The organism is Streptomyces sp. NPDC096205, assembly GCF_044763135.1.
GTDB lineage: Bacteria > Actinomycetota > Actinomycetes > Streptomycetales > Streptomycetaceae > Streptomyces.
In genome coordinates, this window is the sequence record NZ_JBIWFS010000006.1 from 284,815 (window position 1) to 303,642 (window position 18,828).

Sequence of the window (18,828 nt, forward strand, 5' to 3'; positions counted from 1 at the left end):
GCCGACTGATGCGAACGACAGACCCCAGACATCCCGAACAACTCCGTCAGTCTGCCTTGTTCATGGCGGATGCGTCAGCCGTGCGAGACGCCGATCACAGACCGGCGCGCGGTAGTGCACAAAGCCCTCACATCCACTCCTCCCGACCGCCTGGCTGACGGTCCGTCAGATCGGCGCTACGGTGGCCGACATGGAGACCAACCCCGACTTTCCGCGCATCATTTCCGTCGACGACCACACCGTCGAACCGCCGGGCGTCTGGCAGGACCGGCTCCCGAAGAAGTACCTGGACACCGGGCCGCGCATCGTCCGCGCCCCGCTGAGGGAGATGACCTTCCTCGGCGGACGCTTCAAGCCCGTCATGGGCAAAGAGGGAGAAAGCGGCCCGGTGGGCGACTGGTGGGTGTACGAAGATCTCCACCGGCCCCTCACCCGGCTCGACACCGCCGTCGGGTGCAGCAGGGACGAGATCCGGCTGGAAGTCATCACGTACGAACAGATGCGGCCGGGGTCCTACGACGTCCCGGCCCGGCTCGCCGACATGGACGTCAACCACGTCCAGTCCGCCCTGTGCTTCCCCACCTTCCCCCGCTTCTGCGGGCAGACCTTCACCGAGGCCGAGGACCGGGAGCTCGGGCTGCTGTGCGTGCGGGCGTACAACGACTGGATGGTGGAGGAGTGGTGCGGGCCCGAGGCGCAGGGGCGGCTCATACCGCTCACCCTCATCCCCCTGTGGGACGCCCGCCTGGCGGCCGACGAGGTCCGGCGCAACGCCGAACGCGGCGTCCGGGCCGTCGCGTTCTCCGAGATACCCCCGCATCTCGGGCTCCCCTCCGTCCACACCGACGACTGGGACCCCTTCCTCGCCGCCTGCGACGAGACCGGCACCGTGATCGCCATGCACATCGGCTCCAGCAGCCGTATGCCGTCCACGTCCGCCGACGCGCCGCCCGCCGTCGGGTCGACGATCACCTTCGCCAACTGCTGCTTCTCGATGGTCGACTGGCTGATGAGCGGCAAGTTCGAGCGCTTCCCGAACCTGAAGGTCATGTACGCGGAGGGGCAGATCGGCTGGATCCCGTACATCCTGGAGCGCGCCGACGTGGTGTGGGAGGAGAACCGCGGGTGGGGCGGGGTCGCCGACAAGGTGACGCGGCCGCCGTCCGAGCTGTTCGCCGAGCATGTCTACGGCTGCTTCTTCGACGACGCCTTCGGGCTGCGCAACCTGGATTCGATCGGCGCGGGCAACGTCCTGTACGAGACCGACTACCCGCACTCCGACTCCACCTGGCCCAAGTCCCGCGAGGTGGGCGAGGCGCAGATGGCCCACCTCGACCCGCACACCGTCGACAGGATCGTGCGCGGCAACGCCATCGAGCTGCTCCAGCTCACGCCCGAAGGGCTCTGGCGGCCGTGAGGTACGGCATCCAGCTCCCCGTCCAGTCGCAGAGCACCCTCTACACCGAGCCCTGGGAGACCGCGGCCGGCCCCGAGGACCTCGTGGAGGTGGCGCGGGCGGCCGAGGTGGCCGGGTTCGCGTACGTCGCCGCTTGCGACCATGTCGCGATCCCGCGCCGGCTCGCGGCGGCCATGAGCACGGTCTGGTACGACCCCGTCGCCACGCTCGCCTTCCTGGCCGCGCACACCCGGACCGTCGGACTCCTCACGCACGTGGCCGTCGTCGGGCTCAGGCACCCCCTGCTCACCGCGAAGCAGTACGCCACCCTCGACCGGCTCAGCGGCGGGCGGCTCGTCCTCGGTGTCGGGGCCGGGCATGTCCGGGAGGAGTTCGAGGCGCTCGGGGCGGACTTCGGGCGGCGCGGGGCCCTGCTGGACGAGACGATCGACGCCCTGCGCGCCGCCCTCGGGCCGGAGGAGTTCCCCGAGCACCACGGCAAGCGGTACGACTTCCAGGACCTGGGGCAGCGACCCCGCCCCGTCCAGCCCCGTGTACCCCTCTGGGTCGGCGGCTCCTCGGAGCCCGCCCTGCGCCGGGCCGCGCTCAAGGGCGACGGCTGGCTCCCGCAGGGCGATCCGCGCGAACGCCTCGCGGAGAAGACCGGCCGCATCCGCGCCCTGCGCGAGAAGGCCGGGATCGACGCGCCCTTCTCCTACGGTGCCATCGCCGAGCCCCTCTACGTCGGCCGGCCCGCCTGGGACGTCGGCCGGCGCACCCTCGCCGGGGCCCCGCAGGCCCTCGCCGAGTCGCTGCGGGCGTACCGGGCGATGGGCGTGGGGCAGCTCCAGGTGCGCTTGCGCAGTCGGAGCCGTACCGAACTCATCGACCAGATCGCCGCGTTCGGCGCCGAGGTGGCGCCTCATCTGCACGAGGAGGAGTAGCGATGGGCAAGCTGGACGGCCGGGTCGTGATCGTCACCGGCGCGGCACGCGGGCAGGGGGAGCAGGAGGCACGGCTGTTCCGTGCGGAGGGGGCCGAGGTCGTCCTCGCCGATGTGCTGGACGAGCCCGGCGAGGCCCTCGCCAAGGAGATCGGGGGCCTGTACGTCCATCTGGACGTGGGCGAGGAGAGCGGCTGGCGGGATGCCGTCGCGGCGGCCGAGTGGGCGTACGGGCGGGTCGACGGGCTGGTCAACAACGCCGGCATCCTGCGGTTCAACGCGCTCGTGGACACCCCGCTGGAGGAGTTCATGGAGGTCGTGCGGGTCAACCAGGTCGGCTGCTTCCTCGGCGTGAAGACGGTCGCGCCACGGATGCCGCAGGGCGGGACGATCGTCAACACCGCCTCCTACACCGGGCTGACCGGGATGGCCGCGGTGGGCGCGTACGCCGCGACCAAGCACGCCGTGCTCGGGCTGACCCGGGTGGCCGCGCTGGAGCTGGCCGGCCGGCGTATCCGCGTCAATGCGATCTGCCCCGGCGCCATCGACACCCCGATGTCCAACCCGGCCCGGCTGGACCCGGACGCCGACCCGGAGGAGACCGCGCGGGCGCTGGACGCGCTCTACCGCAAGCTCGTGCCGCTGGGCCGGGTCGGCCGGCCGGAGGAGGTGGCCCGGCTGGCGCTGTTCCTGACCTCCGAGGACTCGTCGTACATCACCGGGCAGCCGTTCGTGATCGACGGCGGGTGGCTGGCGGGCGTCAGCGTCATCTGAACCCGGGGCTGCATTTCTGACTGACCGTCAGCTATTGACCATCCACCCCCGCGGTGCCACAGTCGTCGATCTGACGGTCCGTCAGGTAAAGGGATTCAGCAGACCCCGGGACGGTGAACCTCCATGGAATTCGGGCTCTTCGTACAGGGATACGTGGGCAAGCGCGCCGAGACCGACCCGCTCGCCGAGCACAAGGCGCTGATGGAGGAGACCGAGTACGTCATCCAGGCGGACAGGTCCGGCTTCAAGTACGCCTGGGCCTCCGAGCACCACTTCCTGGAGGAGTACTCCCACCTGTCCGCCAACGACGTCTTCCTCGGCTACCTCGCCCACGCCACCGAGCGGATCCACCTGGGCTCGGGCATCTTCAACCCCCTCGCCCAGGTCAACCACCCCGTCAAGGTCGCCGAGAAGGTCGCCATGCTCGACCACCTCTCCGAGGGCCGCTTCGAGTTCGGCAGCGGGCGGGGCGCCGGCTCGCACGAGATCCTCGGCTTCCTGCCCGGCATCACCGACATGAACCACACCAAGGAGATCTGGGAGGAGACGATCGCCGAGTTCCCCAAGATGTGGCTCCAGGACGAGTACGCCGGCTTCAAGGGCAAGCACTGGCAGCTGCCGCCCCGCAAGGTGCTGCCCAAGCCGTACGGCGGCTCGCACCCGGCGATGTGGTACGCCGCCGGGTCGCCGCCGTCGTACGCCATGGCCGCCCGCAAGGGGCTCGGGGTGCTCGGCTTCAGCATCCAGAAGGTGTCGGACATGGAGTGGGTGCTGGAGCAGTACAAGACGGCGATCGTGGACGCGGAGCCGGTGGGGGACTTCGTCAACGACAACGTGATGGTGACGACCACCGCGATCTGCGCGCCGACGCACGCCGAGGCGATCGAGATCGCGGTCAACGGGGGGCTGCACTATCTGCCGTCCCTGGTGTTCCGCTACCACGACACCTTCCCGCGGCCCGAGGGCTTCCCCGTGTGGCCGGAGACCCTGCCGCCCTACACGCCGGAGTTCGTCGAGGTGCTGATCGAGGAGGAGCTGCTGATCTGCGGGGACCCCGACGAGGTGCTGCGGCAGTGCGAGCGGTGGGAGCGGGCCGGGGCGGACCAGCTGAGCTTCGGGTTGCCGGTGGGGGTGCCGAAGGAGGAGACGCTGCAGACGATCCGGCTGATCGGTGAGCATGTGATTCCGAAGATCGACACCGACCCTGTGCACCGGACTACGCGGTTCCGTCAGGGGGCCTGAGCTTTCGTCGGCGGCGTGCGGGCCGTCATGGGCTGGTCGCGCAGTTCCCGCGCTCCTAGGGACGTTCACCTCAGGGAGTTGGACAATCATGCTTGATCACCTGATCGAGAACGCCACCGTCGTCGACGGGACCGGCACCTCTGCCCGTACCGCCGACGTCGGCATCCTCGACGGACGTATCGCCGTCATCGGCAAGGTCAGCGAAGCCGCCCGCACCCGGGAGGACGCCTCCGGGCTCGTCCTCGCCCCCGGGTTCGTCGACCCGCACACGCACTACGACGCCCAGCTGTTCTGGGACCCGTACGCCACGCCCTCCCTGCAGCACGGCGTGACCACGGTCGTCGCGGGGAACTGCGGCTTCACGCTCGCCCCGCTCCGTCCCGAGGACGCCGGCTACACGCGGCGGATGATGGCGAAGGTGGAGGGCATGTCCCTCGCGGCCCTCGAGCAAGGGGCACCCTGGACCTGGCGCGGATTCGGGGAGTATCTCGACGCGCTGGAAGGGCGTATCGCGGTCAACGCCGGGTTCATGGTGGGGCACTGCGCGCTGCGGCGGTACGTCATGGGGCCGGACGCGATCGGCGGGCAGCCGTCCGACGCGCAACTCGCCTCCATGGTCGGGCTGTTGCACGAGGCGATGGACGCCGGTGCCTGGGGATTCTCCACCACCCAGTCGTCCACGCACTCCGACGGCGACGGGCACCCGGTCGCCTCGCGGCACGCGCGTCCCGATGAGCTGCTGGCGCTGTCCAGGGCGGTGGGTGAGCACGAGGGCACGCAGATCGAGGCGATCGTGGCCGGGTGCCTGGACAGGTTCGCCGACGCGGAGATCGAGCTGCTCGCGGAGCTGAGCGCGACGGCGGGCCGGCCGCTGAACTGGAACGTGCTGACCATCGACGCGGCCGTCCCCGAGCGCGTGCCCCGGCAGCTGCTGGCGAGCGAGCGGGCGAGGAAGGCGGGCGGCAGGGTCGTCGCACTGACCATGCCGGTCCTCGCGCCGATGAACATGTCCCTGGGCACCTTCTGCGCGCTCAACCTGATACCCGGCTGGGGGCCCGTCCTGGGGCTGCCCGTCCCCGAGCGCATCCGGAGGCTGGCCGATCCGGCCGTACGGGAGGAGCTGCTGCGGCACGCCCGTTCCGAGGAGGCGGGCGTCTTCCGGCGGCTCACCGACTTCGGGCGGTACGTCATCGGGGACACCTACAGCGAGCGCAACGCCGGGCTGACCGGCCGGGTCGTGCGGGACATCGCCGCCGAGCGGGGGCAGGACCCGTTCGGCTGCCTGGTGGAGATCTGCACCGCCGACGAGCTGCGGACCGTGCTGTGGCCGATGCCCACCGACAACGACCCCGCGTCCTGGGCGCTGCGGGCCGAGACATGGCGGCACGAGGACGTGCTGCTGGGCGGCTCCGACGCGGGCGCGCATCTGGACCGGATGTGCGGGGCGCCGTACACGACCCGGTTCCTCGGGGACTGTCTGCGCGGGCGCGGGCTGGTCGGCCTCGAACAGGCGGTGAAGATGCTGACCGACGACCCGGCGCGGCTCTTCGGGCTGCGGGAGCGGGGGAGGATCCAGGAAGGGTTCCATGCCGACCTCGTGCTCTTCGACCCGGAGCGGATCGACGCGGGCCCGGCCACCCTGGTGCACGACCTGCCGGGTGACAGCCCCCGGCTGGACTCCCGGGCGCTCGGGGTGCGGGCCGTGTGGGTCAACGGAGTCGAGGCGGTCCGGGAGGACGCCGTGACCGGTGCGGTGCCGGGGAAGGTGCTGCGCTCGGGGCGGGACACCAGGACGGTGGCGACCAAGTGAGCGCGCAGCAGCGGCTGTTCGTGGGCGGCGCGTGGACCGAGCCGGACGGCGGGCACTACGACGTCGTCGACCCGGCGACCGAGGAGGCCGTCGGCCGGGCGCCGGAGGCCTCGCGGGAGCAGGTGTACGCGGCGTGTGCCGCGGCCCGTGAGGCCTTCGGGCCGTGGTCGCGCACGGCACCGGAGGAGCGGGCCGCGGTGCTGGCCCGGGCGGCGGAGATCATCCGGGACCGGGCCGGCGCGTACGCCGCCCTCGCCCAGGCCGAGACGGGCGCGACCACCGCCACGGCCCGCGGGATGCAGGTCGGCGTGGCCGCGGCCCGCTTCCGCCGCTACGCGCGCGTGGAGCCCGCCGAGTGGGCGATCCCGCCGCAGATCAACGAGGCCGGCCCCATGGGCCGAGCCGGGGTCATGGGCGCCCTGGCGATACGGCAGCCCGTCGGGGTCGTCACCTGCGTCACCTCGTACAACAACCCCTGGGCCAACGCCGCCGGGAAGGTCGCCCCCGCGCTGGCCATGGGCGACACGGTCGTCGTCAAACCCGCCCCGCAGGACCCCCTGTCCGTCTACCGCATGGCCGAGGCCCTCGAGGCGGCGGGCGTCCCGCCCGGGGTGGTGAACGTGGTCTCGGGGCGGGCCGTGGCCGTCGGTGAGGCCGCCGTGGACTCACCCGACGTCGACATGGTCAGCTTCACCGGCTCCACCGCCGTCGGACGCCGTATCGCCGAGGTGTGCGGCCGGGGCATGAAACGCCAGCTGATGGAGCTCGGCGGGAAGGGCGCGGCCCTGGTCCTCGACGACGCCGACCTCGCCTCCGCCGTCGCCGGGATCGGGACGACCTTCTCCTTCTACAGCGGACAGATCTGTACGGCGCCCACGCGGGTGCTGGCCCAGCGCGGGGTGTACGAGCGAGTGGTGGAGCAACTCGCGGCGTACGCCCGTAGGTTGAAGGTCGGCGATCCCCGGGACCGGGACACGGTCGTGGGCCCGGTGATCTCCGCGGCGCACCGGGAGCGGGTGGAGGCGTACGTCGAACTCGGCCGCAAGGAGGGCGCGGTGGTCGTCACCGGCGGGGAACGGCCCCGGCTGGACCGCGGGTTCTACGTAGCCCCCACCCTCCTCGCCGACTGCACCAACGACATGCGCGTGGCCCGGGAGGAGATCTTCGGGCCGGTCGTCGTGGTCGTGCCCTTCGACGACGAGGAGGAGGGCATCGCCCTCGCGAACGACTCCGACTACGGCCTCATCGACTACGTCTGGTCCGCCGACGTGGCCCGCGCCTTCCGTGTCGCACGCCGGCTGCGCGCGGGCGGGGTCGGGGTGAACACGGTCGGCCGCAACATGGAGGCACCCTTCGGCGGCTTCGGGGCGAGCGGCGTAGGCCGTGACTGCGGCTCGTACGCCCTGCACGCCTACGGCGAGGTCCAGGCGCTGGTGTGGCCGGGCTGAGCGGCTACGGGCCCAGGAACACCGGGTTGGTGAACGCGGCCATCACGCCCGGCAGCGGACCCAGCGCGGCCTCGTGCCGTACCTCGGCGCGTACGTAGGTCGCACGGGCGGGCGTCGTACGCCACTCCACGACACCGGACCCGGTCACGGGCAGCGGCGGGCTCGTGTGGAGGACGCCCTGGTCGGTGACGAGGCGCACCGTGCAGCGCAGGGCACCGGTCACCGCGACGCGGACGGTGACGGGGGTGTCCGGGGCGACGGCCAGCCGCCCCCCGATGCCTGCCGTCCCGCCGTCGGCGGCACGGGCCGTGAAGTCCAGGGACAGCGCGCTCGACTCGGCGACATAGCAGTGACCGGCCCTGATCCCCGCGAGAACGGCCGCCCGGGTCAGGTCGTCGGCGAGGACGACGGTCTGCGGCAGCCCGACCCGGTCCGGCGACCGGTGGGCGTCGCTGCCGCCTACCGCCGGGAGGAGGCGTACGGGGCCGGGCGCCCGGTTCGGGCGGGTCGGGATGTCGGCGTGGTCGGTACGGCCGACTTCGGTGGCGGGGTCGGTACGACTGGTCCCGGCGCCGAGGCCGGTGTTCGGTTCGGCTGCGGTGTCGGCGTCGTCGGTACGACCGGCCCCGGCGGCGAGGTCGGCGTCCGGGCGGACCTCGGTCTCGGAGGGGCCGGTACCCCAGGCCCCTGCACCGAGGCCGGTGTTCGGGCCGGTTGCGGTGTCGGCGTCGTCGGTACGACCGGCCCCGGCGGCGAGGTCGGCGTCCGGGCGGACCTCGGTCTCGGAGGGGCCGGCGTCCGGGCGGGCGTCGGTGGCGGCGGGACCGGTGCGACAGGTCCCGGCCGCGAGGCCGGCGTCCCACGCGGCCAGGGTCACCTCGTCGTCCGGTGTCCAGGGGCCGTTCCACACCTCCACCGCGTCCGCCGCGTCCCAGCCGTGCTTCCAGGCGCAGCCGACGCAGGGCGCGTGCGGGTGGGCCGGGACGGCCAGGCCTCCGGCGGCGCGGATCGTGGCGGCGGTGCGGCCGAAGGCGTCGTCGCGGGCCCGGAACCGCCAGTCGACGAAGGTGCCGGGGTCCGTGCCCAGCGCCACGAGGTGACCGTTGCGGGTGGTCACCTCCTCGCCCAGCAGCACCAGCAGGTCGTCCCCCGCCACATCGGCCCAATGGGCGTGCGCGGACGTCGTGTTGTGTTCCGAGCTGTTGACGAAGTCCAGCCCGGCCGCGCGGGCGAGCGCGCCGATCTCGGCCGGGGTGCGGCGCCCGTCGGAGTGCCAGGAGTGCAGGTGGAGGTCGCCCCGGTACCAGGCCCGGCCCCGGCCACTCGCCCGCTCCGGCGGGTACACCGGCTGGACGGCCTCGCCGGGCTCGCCGTACGTGAGCGTGAGCGTGATCTCGTACGACAGTCCCTGCGGCGCCACCGTGTACGGGCCGAGCGCGATGTGCCAGGTGCCGGGGCGCGGCGGTCCTGGCAGATAGCCGGGGGTCGCCTCGTCGGCGCGGACGAAGAACTCGGTGCGGGCCCCACCCGACCAGCCGCGGAAGCCGGAGCCGGTGCCGCGTTCGTCGAAGAGGCCGAGGTCGAGGGCGTTGCCGGGCGAGCGGTCGTAGGTGTACGCCACGCGCACCTCCCTGACGCCCGGCGGCACGTCGAAGGGCTCGTAGGCGTGGTCGGGGGAGCCGGCGGGCAGCATGCCGCGGAGGGTTCGCGTCTCGACGCTCACCTGTCCACGGTAGTGCGGGCAGCGCTATGTGTGCCGACCGGTCGGTATGGACAGATGGGGCGGGGCTCGGTACAGATGGGACATGCGTATCGCCGTCACCATCTTCCTCACCGACGAGACGATCACCCCGACCCGGCTCGCCCGGGAGCTGGAGCAGCGCGGCTTCGCCGGGCTGTATCTGCCCGAGCACACCCACATCCCGACCGAGCGCACCAGCCCGTACCCGGCGGGCGGCGAGCTGCCGCCCGAGTACGGCCGCACCCTCGACCCCTTCGTCGCGCTCGGGCAGGCCGCGGCGGTGACCGAGCGGCTCGGGCTCGGCACCGGCATCACCCTGGTCGCCCAGCACGACCCGATCGACCTGGCCAAGCAGGTGGCGACCGTGGACCACCTCTCCGGCGGGCGGCTTACTTTGGGCGTCGGCTACGGCTGGAACGTGGAGGAGGCAGCCGACCACGGCGTCGACTGGCGCACCCGGCGCGAGCTGGTCCGCGACCGGATGCGGCTGATGCAGGCGCTGTGGGCGGCGGAACCGACCGGCTACGAGGGCGAGTTCGGCAGCGTCCGGCCCAGCTTCGCGCACCCCAAGCCGGTGCAGAAGCCGCGCGGCCCGGTGACCGGCCCGCGCACGCTGGTCGGCGGGGCGGCCGGGCCCAGGCTCTTCACCCACATCTGCGAGTACGCCGACGGCTGGCTGCCCATCGGCGGGCGCGGCCTGTCCGAGTCCGTGCCGGAGCTGCGCGCCCGCTGGTCCGACGCGGGCCGCGACCCGGACGCCCTCCAGGTCGTCCCGTACGCCGTCCGCCCGAACCCGGGCAAGCTCGCGCATTATGCCGAGCTCGGGATCGAGGAGGTCGTGGCACAACTCCCGCCCGGCGGGGAGGCGGAGGTGCTGCGGGCGCTGGACGGACTCATGGGCTTCGTGGCCGGGTGAGGTCGGTGCCCTGGCCGGAAAAAGTCCTGCTCGGCGTTGATCGGCGCGACCTTATCCTCGAAGGATGACGACTTCCGCGACCTCCGGAACCGGCCCGACCGAGAACTCCCTGCGTCGCGCTCTCAGACGCGCCCGTGACGGCGTCGCCCTGGACGTCACCGAGGCGGCCGTGCTGCTGCAGGCACGCGGCGAGGCTCTGGACGACCTCGTCGCGTCGGCGGGCCGGGTGCGGGACGCCGGTCTCGCGCAGGCCGGCCGGCCCGGTGTCATCACGTACTCGAAGAGCGTCTTCATACCCCTGACCCGGCTGTGCCGGGACAAGTGCCACTACTGCACGTTCGTCACCGTCCCCGGCAAGCTGCGGCGGGCCGGACACGGGATGTTCATGTCCCCGGACGAGGTGCTGGACATCGCCCGCAAGGGCGCGGCCCTCGGCTGCAAGGAAGCCCTCATCACCCTCGGCGACAAGCCGGAGGACCGCTGGCCGGAGGCGCGCGAGTGGCTCGACGCGCACGGCTACGACGACACCATCGCCTACGTCCGCGCCATCTCCATCCGCATCCTGGAGGAGACCGGGCTGCTGCCGCACCTCAACCCCGGGGTGATGTCCTGGACGGACTTCCAGCGGCTCAAGCCCGTCGCGCCGTCGATGGGCATGATGCTGGAGACGACCGCCCAGAGGCTCTGGTCCGAGCCGGGCGGCCCGCACCACGGCTCCCCGGACAAGGAACCGGCCGTCCGGCTGCGGGTGCTGGAGGACGCCGGCCGGTCCTCGGTGCCCTTCACCTCAGGGATTCTGATCGGCATCGGGGAGACGTACGAGGAGCGGGCCGAGTCGCTCTTCGCGCTGCGGAAGGTCTCCCGGGCCTACCACGGCATCCAGGAACTGATCATCCAGAACTTCCGCGCCAAGCCGGACACGGCCATGCGCGGCATGCCGGACGCCGAACTGGACGAACTCGTCGCCACGGTGGCGGTCGCGCGGCACCTCCTGGGCCCCTCCGCCTGCCTCCAGGCCCCGCCGAACCTCGTCGACTCCGAGTACGAGCGGCTGATCGCGGCCGGCATCGACGACTGGGGCGGGGTGTCCCCGCTGACCATCGACCACGTCAATCCCGAGCGCCCCTGGCCGCAGATCGAGGAACTGGCGGAGCGGTCCCGGGCCGCGGGGTTCGAACTGCGGGAACGCCTCTGCGTCTACCCGGAGTTCGTGCAGCGCGGCGAGCCCTGGCTGGACCCGCGGCTGCGTCCGCACGTGGCGGCGCTGGCGGACCCGGAGACGGGGCTCGCGCGGGCGGAGGCTCCGGTGCGGGGGCTGCCGTGGCAGGAGCCGGAGGAGGTGTTCCCCTCCGGCCGTACGGATCTGCACGCCTCCATCGACACCGAGGGCCGTACCGCCGACCGGCGCGACGACTTCGACGAGGTGTACGGCGACTGGGACGCCCTGCGCGAGGCGGCCGCGCCCGGCATGGCGCCGGAGCGCATCGACACCGACGTACGGCAGGCCCTGCGCACGGCGGCGGACGACCCGACCCGGCTGACCGACGCGGAGGCGCTGGCGCTGCTGCACGCGGACGGGGCCGCGCTGGACGCGCTGTGCCAAGTCGCCGACGACGTACGCAAGTCGGCGGTCGGGGACGAGGTGACGTACATCGTCACCCGCAACATCAACTTCACCAATGTCTGCTACACCGGCTGCCGTTTCTGCGCCTTCGCGCAGCGCAGGACCGACGCCGACGCCTACACCCTCTCCCTGGACCAGGTCGCCGACCGGGCCCAGCAGGCGTGGGACGTGGGCGCGGTCGAGGTGTGCATGCAGGGCGGCATCCACCCGGACCTGCCCGGCACGGCGTACTTCGACATCGCGCGGGCGGTGAAGTCCCGGGTCCCCGGCATGCATGTGCACGCCTTCTCGCCGATGGAGGTCGTCAACGGCGCGACCCGTACCGGCCTGTCGATCCGCGAGTGGCTGACGGCGGCGAAGGAAGCGGGCCTGGACTCGATCCCGGGCACGGCGGCCGAGATCCTCGATGACGAGGTCCGCTGGGTGCTGACCAAGGGCAAGCTGCCGACGGCGACCTGGATCGAGGTGGTGAAAACGGCCCACGAGCTGGGCATCCGCTCCTCGTCCACGATGATGTACGGCCATGTCGACCAGCCCCGCCACTGGCTGGGCCACCTGCGCACACTGGCGGGCATCCAGCGCGAGACGGGCGGCTTCACGGAGTTCGTGACGCTGCCGTTCATCCACACGAACGCGCCGGTGTACCTGGCGGGCATCGCGCGGCCCGGCCCGACCATGCGGGACAACAGGGCAGTGACGGCGATGGCCCGCCTCCTGCTGCACCCCTGGATCCCCAACATCCAGACCAGCTGGGTCAAGCTCGGCACCGAGGGCGCGGCGGAGATGCTCCGCTCCGGCGCGAACGACCTGGGCGGCACCCTCATGGAGGAGACCATCTCCCGCATGGCGGGCTCCTCCTACGGCTCCTACAAGTCGGTCAAGGACCTGATCGCGGTGGCCGACTCCGCCGGCCGCCCGTCCCGCCCCCGCACGACCCTGTACGGCGAGGTCCCCGAGGAACGCCGCCAGGCCGCGGCCGCCTCGGACGGACACCTGCCGGACCTGCTGCCGGTGCTGGACTGAGGCAGGGACGGGGCCCGACCGGGCGGCTCCGGCCTGGCAGTACGATGATGCGACCCGGGTGGCCTCGGTGAGGGCCGCCCGAGCGACTGAGCGACTGAGGAGATGCGCCCGTGTCTGCCCGACTGCCCTCGTGGGCCTGGGTCACCGGACTGACCGCGGGCGCGGTCGCCGTGGTCGCCGTCCTCGCCGTGCGGGCCGACCAGGGCCCGCGCCCCGAGCCGACGGCGGCCAGGCCGAGCGCCTCGGCGTCCGCGAGCGCGGAGCCGAAGCCGCAGGACACCGAGCCCGCCCCGCCCGCGGCGCCGGCCGGCTCCGGCACCGGGCGCCGGATCGTGTACTCCCTGACCCAGCACCGGGTCTGGCTGATCGACGCGAGCGACGCGGTGCGGGGGTCCTTCACGGTCTGGCCGGGCACGATCGCCCCGGACCCGGGCCGCTACAAGGTCGGCACCCGCACCGAGACGACCACCGGCTCCGACGGCGTGCCGATCGAGCACGTCGTGTTCTTCGCCAACAAGGACGGCGTGGACATCGCCTTCTCCAACGCCCTCGACGGCTCGTCCCCGCCGCCCGCCGAGGGCCGCCGCACCGGCGGCATCCGCATCGGCAAGGCCCCCGGCGACGCCCTGTGGGCCTTCGCGACGGCGGGGACACCGGTACGAGTGGTCGACTAGGACTCCACGGACTCCACGGACTCCACAGACTTCATGGACTCCACGGACTCACTTGCCCCCGAGGTGAGTTGGACGACGACGAGCACCACACCGCTCATCAGGAACACCCGCGTCGCCGCGTCCAGCCCGTTCCAGTCCTCCGACTGCCACATCGCGAACCACTCACCGCCGATCCCGATGAACCCGGCACCGAACAGCACCATCAGCATCAGCAGCCCGTACGTCGACACCCGCCGGGCGACCCCGAACCGCCGCCGCGCCCACAGCCAGGTCGCCCCGATCAGCACGAGCGCCGTCACCGTCTCCCAGACGATGATCGCCACATACGCCGCATCCTGAAGCGCCGTACTGCTCACGGCTCTCCACATCAGATCCTCGTCCTCGAACGTGGTGTCCATCGCCAGCACATGCCGCACGAACTGCTGGTTGGACCCGAAATCAGTGATATTGCCCAGCGCCACGAGAGCGATGTACAGCGCGAGCACCGCCGTCAGCACACCGGCCGCGAGCGGCAGGGCACGGGCGTGGGGGGAAGTGTTGGTGGACATGACAGCAATCTTCCATGATGGAGATCGCGTCACACAGGTCGATTACAGTGCTGGGCGTCGTACATACGGACGGTCCCCGGGAGGTTCTGGTGGGTGCGGCAGCCGGGGCTGTGTGGGGGCGGGTCGAGCAGCAGGACTTTCGGAGCAGGGTGCGGGGCACGCTGCTGGGGGCGGCCGTCGGGGACGCGTTGGGGCTGCCGGTCGACGGGCTGGGGCTGGACGGGATACGGGAGGCGCACGGGGCGGACGGAGTCGTCGATCTCGTGCCGGCCTTCGGGCGGCGGGGGGCCGTCGGTCATCTCACGCAGCTCGGGCTGTTCACCGTGGACGGGCTCATCCGGGCGCAGGTGCGGCGCGACACCGGGGCCTGGCATCCGCCGACCGATCTGCACCGGGCGTATCTGCGCTGGGCCGCCACCCAGCGTGACTGGGGGCCCGACGAGCGGCGCAAGGACGACGGCTGGCTGGCCCGGGAGGAGTGGCTGTACGCCCGCCGCGGGCCGACCCGGCCGCTGCTGCTCGGGCTCGGTGACGACATCATGGGCACCCTGGAGGCGCCGAAGAACCCCGGCGCGGACGGGCCCGAGGCGGCGGCCCGTTCGGCGGCCTTCGGGCTGCTGGTCGGCTGGGAGCCGCAGCTCGTCGTGCAGCTCGCCCTGGAGTGCGCCGCCCAGACCCACGGCCACCCCGCCGCGGCCCTCACCGCCGGTGCCTACGCCGTCGTCGTGCACGCCCTGGCCCGCGGCGACAGCCTCGACGGCGCCGTACAGCGCGCCATGGGCCTGCTCGCCGCCCGGCCCGGCCACGAGCAGGTCACCGACGCGCTGCAGCGGGCCCTCGGCGCGGTCCGCCAGGGTATCCCGGCCCCGGCACGGGTCGAGGACCTCGCCGCGAGCGGGTCCGCCGAGCAGGTGCTGTCCGCCGCCGTCTACTGCGCCCTGGTCGCCGAGGACGTCCGTCACGGCCTGCGCCTCGCCGTCAACCACAGCGGCCCCTCCGCCGCCACCGCCTGCCTCACCGGCGGCCTCCTCGGCGCCCTCCACGGCGAAACGGCCCTCCCCCCGGCCTGGCTGGCCGAACTGGAGGGCCGCCCCACCATCCTGCAACTGGCCGACGACTTCGCCATGGAGATGACCCAGGGACCTGCGCTTCATGGGCCGGGGGGTTCGTCCCCCGGCTGGCTGGCCAGATACCCGAGAACGCCCTAGGGGCAGCGCCCTCCAGGGGCGCGGGGCTGTATCGATCTGCGGCTCCGCCGCGTGGGCGCGACCAGCCACGGACGACCCGCAGCCGGCAACGCTCAGTCCATGACCCGTTGGCCGCCCGCCTGGGCAGGAACCGCCACCGCTCCATCCCCGTCCGAGTTGACCCGCTCGATGACCGCCAGGCGATCCTCCGTGTCCTCCGGCTTCACGAACCCGATCACCACATACAGCACCAGAGAAACAGCCAGCGGAATCGACACCTGGTACTGCAACGGCACCCCGCCGTCCACGTTCCAGTTGATCGGGTAGTTCACCAGCCAGAAGGCCAGCAGCCCCATCGCCCAACTGGTGAGCGCCGCGGTCGGCCCCGACCGGCGGAACGGCCGCAGCAACCCGAGCATCATCGGAATCGCGATCGGCCCCATGAGCCCGGCCACCCACTTGATCACCACGGTGATGATGTCCTTGAACGTCGGCGAGTTCACCTGCGTGGCCACGGCCATGGACAGCGCGAGGAACACCACGGTCGTCAGCCGCGCGGCGATCAGCCCCCTCCGCTCGTCCCAGCGACGCGCCTTCGCGGAGACGACCGGCGCCACGTCCCGGGTGAACACCGCCGCGATGGCGTTGGCGTCGGAGGAGCACATCGCCATGGTGTGCGAGAAGAAGCCGACGATCACCAGGCCCAACAGGCCGTGCGGCAGCAGTTGTTCGGTCATCAGGCCGTACGAGTCCGACCCGTCCGGCTTCTGCGCGTCGACCAGCAGGGGTGACATCCACATCGGGAAGAACAGCACGACCGGCCACACCAGCCACAGCACCGCCGACAGCCGCGCCGACCGCTCGGCCTCGCGCGCCGACGACGTCGCCATGTAGCGCTGGGCCTGGTTGAGCATGCCGCCGTTGTACTCGAACAGCTTGATGAAGAGGAAGGCGAGCAGGAACACCGTCCCGTACGGGCCCACCAGCGGCTCCCCGTGGCCCTGGAGCTCCGGCTCGTCCCAGGCGCCGAAGAACCCGATGCCCTTGTCGTTCAGCTCCATGACCACGGCGACGAACATCGCGACACCGGCGAGGAGTTGGATGACGAACTGGCCCAACTCCGTGAGGGCGTCCGCCCACAGGCCGCCGATCGTGCAGTAGACCGCCGTGATGGCGCCGGTGATGAGGATGCCCTGGTTCAGGCTGACGCCCGTGAAGACCGACAGCAGGGTCGCGATCGCCGCCCACTTCGCGCCCACGTCGACGATCTTCAGCAGCATGCCCGACCAGGCCAGCGCCTGCTGCGTCTTCAGGTCGTAGCGGTTCTTCAGGTACTCCAGCGGAGAGGCCACATGGAGCCGGGAGCGCAGCCGGTTGATGCGCGGTGCGAACAGCTTGGAGCCGATGGCGATGCCGAGGGCGATGGGGAAGGACCAGGTCACGAAGGACGTGACGCCGTAGGTGTAGGCGATGCCGGCGTAGCCGGTGAACATCACCGCGCTGTAGCCCGACATGTGGTGCGAGATGCCGGACAGCCACCAGGGCATCTTGCCGCCGGCGGTGAAGAAGTCACTGACGTTGTCCACGCGTTTGTGCGACCAGACGCCGATGGCCACCATCACGCCGAAATAGCCGATGAGCACGGCCCAGTCGAGACCGTTCATGTGCGCCCTCCCAGGGATCAGCCCGGCGCTCATCGTGGGGGGAGCCGCGTGAGCACGACAAGGCGGCGGAAGGTCAAAGGGAGGTAAAAGTATTCGTCATGATGGCTTCAGTTCACAGACATGAACTCACCGCATCAGCTCCCCGGCGTTGACCAGCAGCGACTGTCCGGTGATCGCCCGCGCCCTGTCCGACACCAGGAACACCGCCGCGTCGGCCACATCCGCGTCCGTGGCGAGCTCGGGCAGCGCCATCCGGTCCGTGAGCCGCCTGAGCACCTCGGACTCCGCCACTCCTTCCGTGTGCGCCGCGAACCGCACGTACGCCTGTACCGGCGGCCCCCACATCCAGCCCGGCAGCACGGTGTTGACCCGGACGCGGTCCGGGCCCAGCTCCCGCGCGAGGGAGTACATCGCGCTGGTCAGCGCGCCCTTCGAGGCCGCGTACGCCGCCTGCCGCACCTGCGAGGGCGCGGCCACCGCCGACTGCGTGCCGATGAACACCACCGACCCGCCGCGCACCTTCAGCAGCGGCAGACAGGCCCGCGTCATCCGCAGTGTCCCCAGCAGGTTCACGTCGATCACCTTCTGCCAGGTGGTGAAGTCCGCGTCCGCGAGCCCGCCGAAGTAGCCGTCCCAGGCGGCGACATGGACCACCGCGTCGATCCGCCCGAACCGCTCGTGCGCGAGCGCGGCCAGCGCCTCGCACTGGGCCTCGTCGGCGATGTCCGTCGTCCGGTACGCCGTGTGCGCCCCGCCCGGATCGACCTCGGCGGCGCTCGCCGCGAGGTGCGCCTCCGTGCGCGCGCCCAGCACCGCGTTCCCGCCGTCCCGCACCACCGCCGCCGCGACCCGGTGGCCGAGCCCGGCCCCGACACCCGAGACGACCACGGTCCTGCCCGCCAGCAACGACATGAGAGCCCTCCTCGACTCTGGCGCTCCATCTGACGGTCCGTCAGAGTATGGGCGACCGCAGGAAAGGGGAACGCCCATGAGCCCGGACTTCAGCACCGACAGGAACATCGACACCCGCAGCGACCTCTACGCCGAGCTGGCCTCCGTCGGCCCCTACGGCGTCCGGCTCGGCCACGCCCTGATCACCCTGGTCGAACCGCACCCCGGACACGAGTACGCGTACAACCGCTGGTACGAGGACGACCACTACTACGCCGGCGCCATGGCCATGCCCTGGATGTTCGCGGGCCGCCGCTGGGTGGCGACCCGGGACCTGCAACTGCTGCGGCACCCGGAGAAGTCGGCCGTCGCCCAGCCCGTCACGACCGGCTGCTACCTCTCGACGTACTGGATCACCGACGGCCGCTACGACGACCACATGCGCTGGACCGTCGCGATCAACAGGCGCCTCAACCGCGACGCCCGCGTCCATCGTGAGCGCACCCACGTGTTCACGGCGTTCCAGGACCACGAGGCCACCGTCTACCGCGACGGCGCCGCCGGGCCCCGGGACATCCACGCCCTCGACCACCCGTACGCCGGGCTCGTCCTCCAGGTGATCGACACCGAGTCCGCCGAGCAGCGGGCCGAGCTGCTCCAGCGGCTGTGCGCCCGCGACCTGCCGAGGCGGCTGGCCGGGTCGCCGGCCGCCCAGGTCGCCGTCTTCCGCCCCACCCCGCTCCCGCTGGACCGCATGTCGTACGTCGCACAGGTCGAGGGCGTCGAGACCCGGCTCACCCTGCTGTGGTTCCTGGAGGCCGATCCCCGCGCGTGCTGGGAGTCCCACTTCGCGGACCTCGGCACCGAGGCGGGCCGGGTGGAGCTGGTCGCCCCGTTCGTGCCGACGATCCCGGGCACCGACACGTACGTCGACAAGCTGCGCTAGC

The 18,828-nt window shown here is 72.0% G+C and carries 15 protein-coding genes; 11 read left to right on the forward strand and 4 right to left on the reverse strand.

The annotated features are described in order from the left end of the window. The first annotated feature begins 190 nt into the window (after positions 1–190). The 6 genes from ACIQ6Y_RS23510 to ACIQ6Y_RS23535 all read left to right on the forward strand — a co-directional run bounded on the left by ACIQ6Y_RS23510 (position 191) and on the right by ACIQ6Y_RS23535 (position 7,613). Positions 191–1,417 carry an amidohydrolase family protein gene (locus ACIQ6Y_RS23510; protein ID WP_404041909.1) on the forward strand — a complete coding sequence of 409 codons (1,227 nt, stop codon included), beginning with the start codon at positions 191–193 and terminating at the stop codon, positions 1,415–1,417. Next, a complete protein-coding gene (locus ACIQ6Y_RS23515) occupies positions 1,414–2,340 on the forward strand; it encodes an LLM class F420-dependent oxidoreductase (RefSeq protein ID WP_404041910.1) in 927 nt (308 codons plus the stop codon). Before ACIQ6Y_RS23510 ends, ACIQ6Y_RS23515 begins: the two co-directional genes overlap by 4 nt. Positions 2,341–2,342: 2 nt before the next feature. Continuing rightward, positions 2,343–3,113, forward strand: a complete 771-nt coding sequence (locus ACIQ6Y_RS23520; RefSeq protein ID WP_404041911.1) for an SDR family NAD(P)-dependent oxidoreductase — start codon at positions 2,343–2,345, stop codon at positions 3,111–3,113. A gap of 123 nt (positions 3,114–3,236) precedes the next feature. Beyond that, entirely contained in the window at positions 3,237–4,355 is a 1,119-nt protein-coding gene (locus ACIQ6Y_RS23525) for an LLM class flavin-dependent oxidoreductase (protein ID WP_404041912.1), read from the forward strand. Between the two features lie 88 nt (positions 4,356–4,443). After that, positions 4,444–6,165 (forward strand): amidohydrolase family protein, encoded by a 1,722-nt coding sequence (locus ACIQ6Y_RS23530; RefSeq protein ID WP_404041913.1) that lies wholly within the window; start codon positions 4,444–4,446, stop codon positions 6,163–6,165. Beyond that, the gene (locus ACIQ6Y_RS23535) at positions 6,162–7,613 is read left to right on the forward strand and encodes an aldehyde dehydrogenase family protein (protein ID WP_404041914.1); all 1,452 of its coding nucleotides are present in this window, start codon (positions 6,162–6,164) and stop codon (positions 7,611–7,613) included. The genes ACIQ6Y_RS23530 and ACIQ6Y_RS23535 overlap by 4 nt, the downstream gene beginning before the upstream one ends. 4 nt (positions 7,614–7,617) lie before the next feature. Here ACIQ6Y_RS23535 and ACIQ6Y_RS23540 read toward each other — a convergent pair whose 3' ends face one another. Then, positions 7,618–9,306 (reverse strand): CehA/McbA family metallohydrolase, encoded by a 1,689-nt coding sequence (locus tag ACIQ6Y_RS23540; protein ID WP_404042162.1) that lies wholly within the window; start codon positions 9,304–9,306, stop codon positions 7,618–7,620. A gap of 112 nt (positions 9,307–9,418) precedes the next feature. Here ACIQ6Y_RS23540 and ACIQ6Y_RS23545 point away from each other — a divergent pair, with 112 nt between their 5' ends. The 3 genes from ACIQ6Y_RS23545 (at position 9,419) to ACIQ6Y_RS23555 (ending at position 13,591) form a co-directional block, all read left to right on the forward strand. Continuing rightward, complete coding sequence (locus ACIQ6Y_RS23545) at positions 9,419–10,270, forward strand: LLM class F420-dependent oxidoreductase (protein ID WP_404041915.1); 852 nt, start codon at positions 9,419–9,421, stop codon at positions 10,268–10,270. A 64-nt stretch (positions 10,271–10,334) separates the two neighbouring features. Then, on the forward strand, positions 10,335–12,917 hold the full coding sequence (locus ACIQ6Y_RS23550; protein ID WP_404041916.1) for a bifunctional FO biosynthesis protein CofGH: 2,583 nt from the start codon (positions 10,335–10,337) through the stop codon (positions 12,915–12,917). A 110-nt stretch (positions 12,918–13,027) separates the two neighbouring features. Beyond that, positions 13,028–13,591, forward strand: coding sequence for a hypothetical protein (locus tag ACIQ6Y_RS23555; RefSeq protein WP_404041917.1), 564 nt, complete (start codon positions 13,028–13,030; stop codon positions 13,589–13,591). On the opposite strand, the gene ACIQ6Y_RS23560 is transcribed toward ACIQ6Y_RS23555, so the two are convergent. Then, entirely contained in the window at positions 13,588–14,139 is a 552-nt protein-coding gene (locus ACIQ6Y_RS23560; RefSeq protein WP_404041918.1) for a DUF2165 domain-containing protein, read from the reverse strand. The two genes, ACIQ6Y_RS23555 and ACIQ6Y_RS23560, sit on opposite strands and share 4 nt — an antisense overlap. Before the next feature lie 89 nt (positions 14,140–14,228). Here ACIQ6Y_RS23560 and ACIQ6Y_RS23565 point away from each other — a divergent pair, with 89 nt between their 5' ends. Beyond that, complete coding sequence (locus ACIQ6Y_RS23565; protein WP_404041919.1) at positions 14,229–15,347, forward strand: ADP-ribosylglycohydrolase family protein; 1,119 nt, start codon at positions 14,229–14,231, stop codon at positions 15,345–15,347. A 92-nt stretch (positions 15,348–15,439) separates the two neighbouring features. On the opposite strand, the gene ACIQ6Y_RS23570 is transcribed toward ACIQ6Y_RS23565, so the two are convergent. After that, entirely contained in the window at positions 15,440–16,990 is a 1,551-nt protein-coding gene (locus ACIQ6Y_RS23570; protein WP_404041920.1) for a sodium:solute symporter family protein, read from the reverse strand. A 126-nt stretch (positions 16,991–17,116) separates the two neighbouring features. Next, positions 17,117–17,902: an SDR family oxidoreductase gene (locus ACIQ6Y_RS23575; protein WP_404041921.1), complete on the reverse strand. Its 786-nt coding sequence runs from the start codon at positions 17,900–17,902 to the stop codon at positions 17,117–17,119. Between the two features lie 76 nt (positions 17,903–17,978). Between ACIQ6Y_RS23575 and ACIQ6Y_RS23580 the strand changes: the two genes are divergently transcribed. Beyond that, complete coding sequence (locus tag ACIQ6Y_RS23580) at positions 17,979–18,827, forward strand: hypothetical protein (protein ID WP_404041922.1); 849 nt, start codon at positions 17,979–17,981, stop codon at positions 18,825–18,827. Position 18,828 lies beyond the last annotated feature (1 nt).

Excerpts from the sequence above, each read along its gene's own strand:
- ACIQ6Y_RS23525 (WP_404041912.1), top strand. The coding sequence starts at position 3,237 with ATGGAATTCGGGCTCTTCGTACAGGGATACGTGGGCAAGCGCGCCGAG.
- ACIQ6Y_RS23530 (WP_404041913.1), top strand. The coding sequence starts at position 4,444 with ATGCTTGATCACCTGATCGAGAACGCCACCGTCGTCGACGGGACCGGC.
- ACIQ6Y_RS23540 (WP_404042162.1), bottom strand. The coding sequence starts at position 9,306 with ATGCTGCCCGCCGGCTCCCCCGACCACGCCTACGAGCCCTTCGACGTG.
- ACIQ6Y_RS23545 (WP_404041915.1), top strand. The coding sequence starts at position 9,419 with ATGCGTATCGCCGTCACCATCTTCCTCACCGACGAGACGATCACCCCG.
- ACIQ6Y_RS23510 (WP_404041909.1), top strand. The coding sequence starts at position 191 with ATGGAGACCAACCCCGACTTTCCGCGCATCATTTCCGTCGACGACCAC.
- ACIQ6Y_RS23570 (WP_404041920.1), bottom strand. The coding sequence starts at position 16,990 with ATGAACGGTCTCGACTGGGCCGTGCTCATCGGCTATTTCGGCGTGATG.
- ACIQ6Y_RS23560 (WP_404041918.1), bottom strand. The coding sequence starts at position 14,139 with ATGTCCACCAACACTTCCCCCCACGCCCGTGCCCTGCCGCTCGCGGCC.
- ACIQ6Y_RS23520 (WP_404041911.1), top strand. The coding sequence starts at position 2,343 with ATGGGCAAGCTGGACGGCCGGGTCGTGATCGTCACCGGCGCGGCACGC.
- ACIQ6Y_RS23580 (WP_404041922.1), top strand. The coding sequence starts at position 17,979 with ATGAGCCCGGACTTCAGCACCGACAGGAACATCGACACCCGCAGCGAC.
- ACIQ6Y_RS23575 (WP_404041921.1), bottom strand. The coding sequence starts at position 17,902 with ATGTCGTTGCTGGCGGGCAGGACCGTGGTCGTCTCGGGTGTCGGGGCC.
- ACIQ6Y_RS23550 (WP_404041916.1), top strand. The coding sequence starts at position 10,335 with ATGACGACTTCCGCGACCTCCGGAACCGGCCCGACCGAGAACTCCCTG.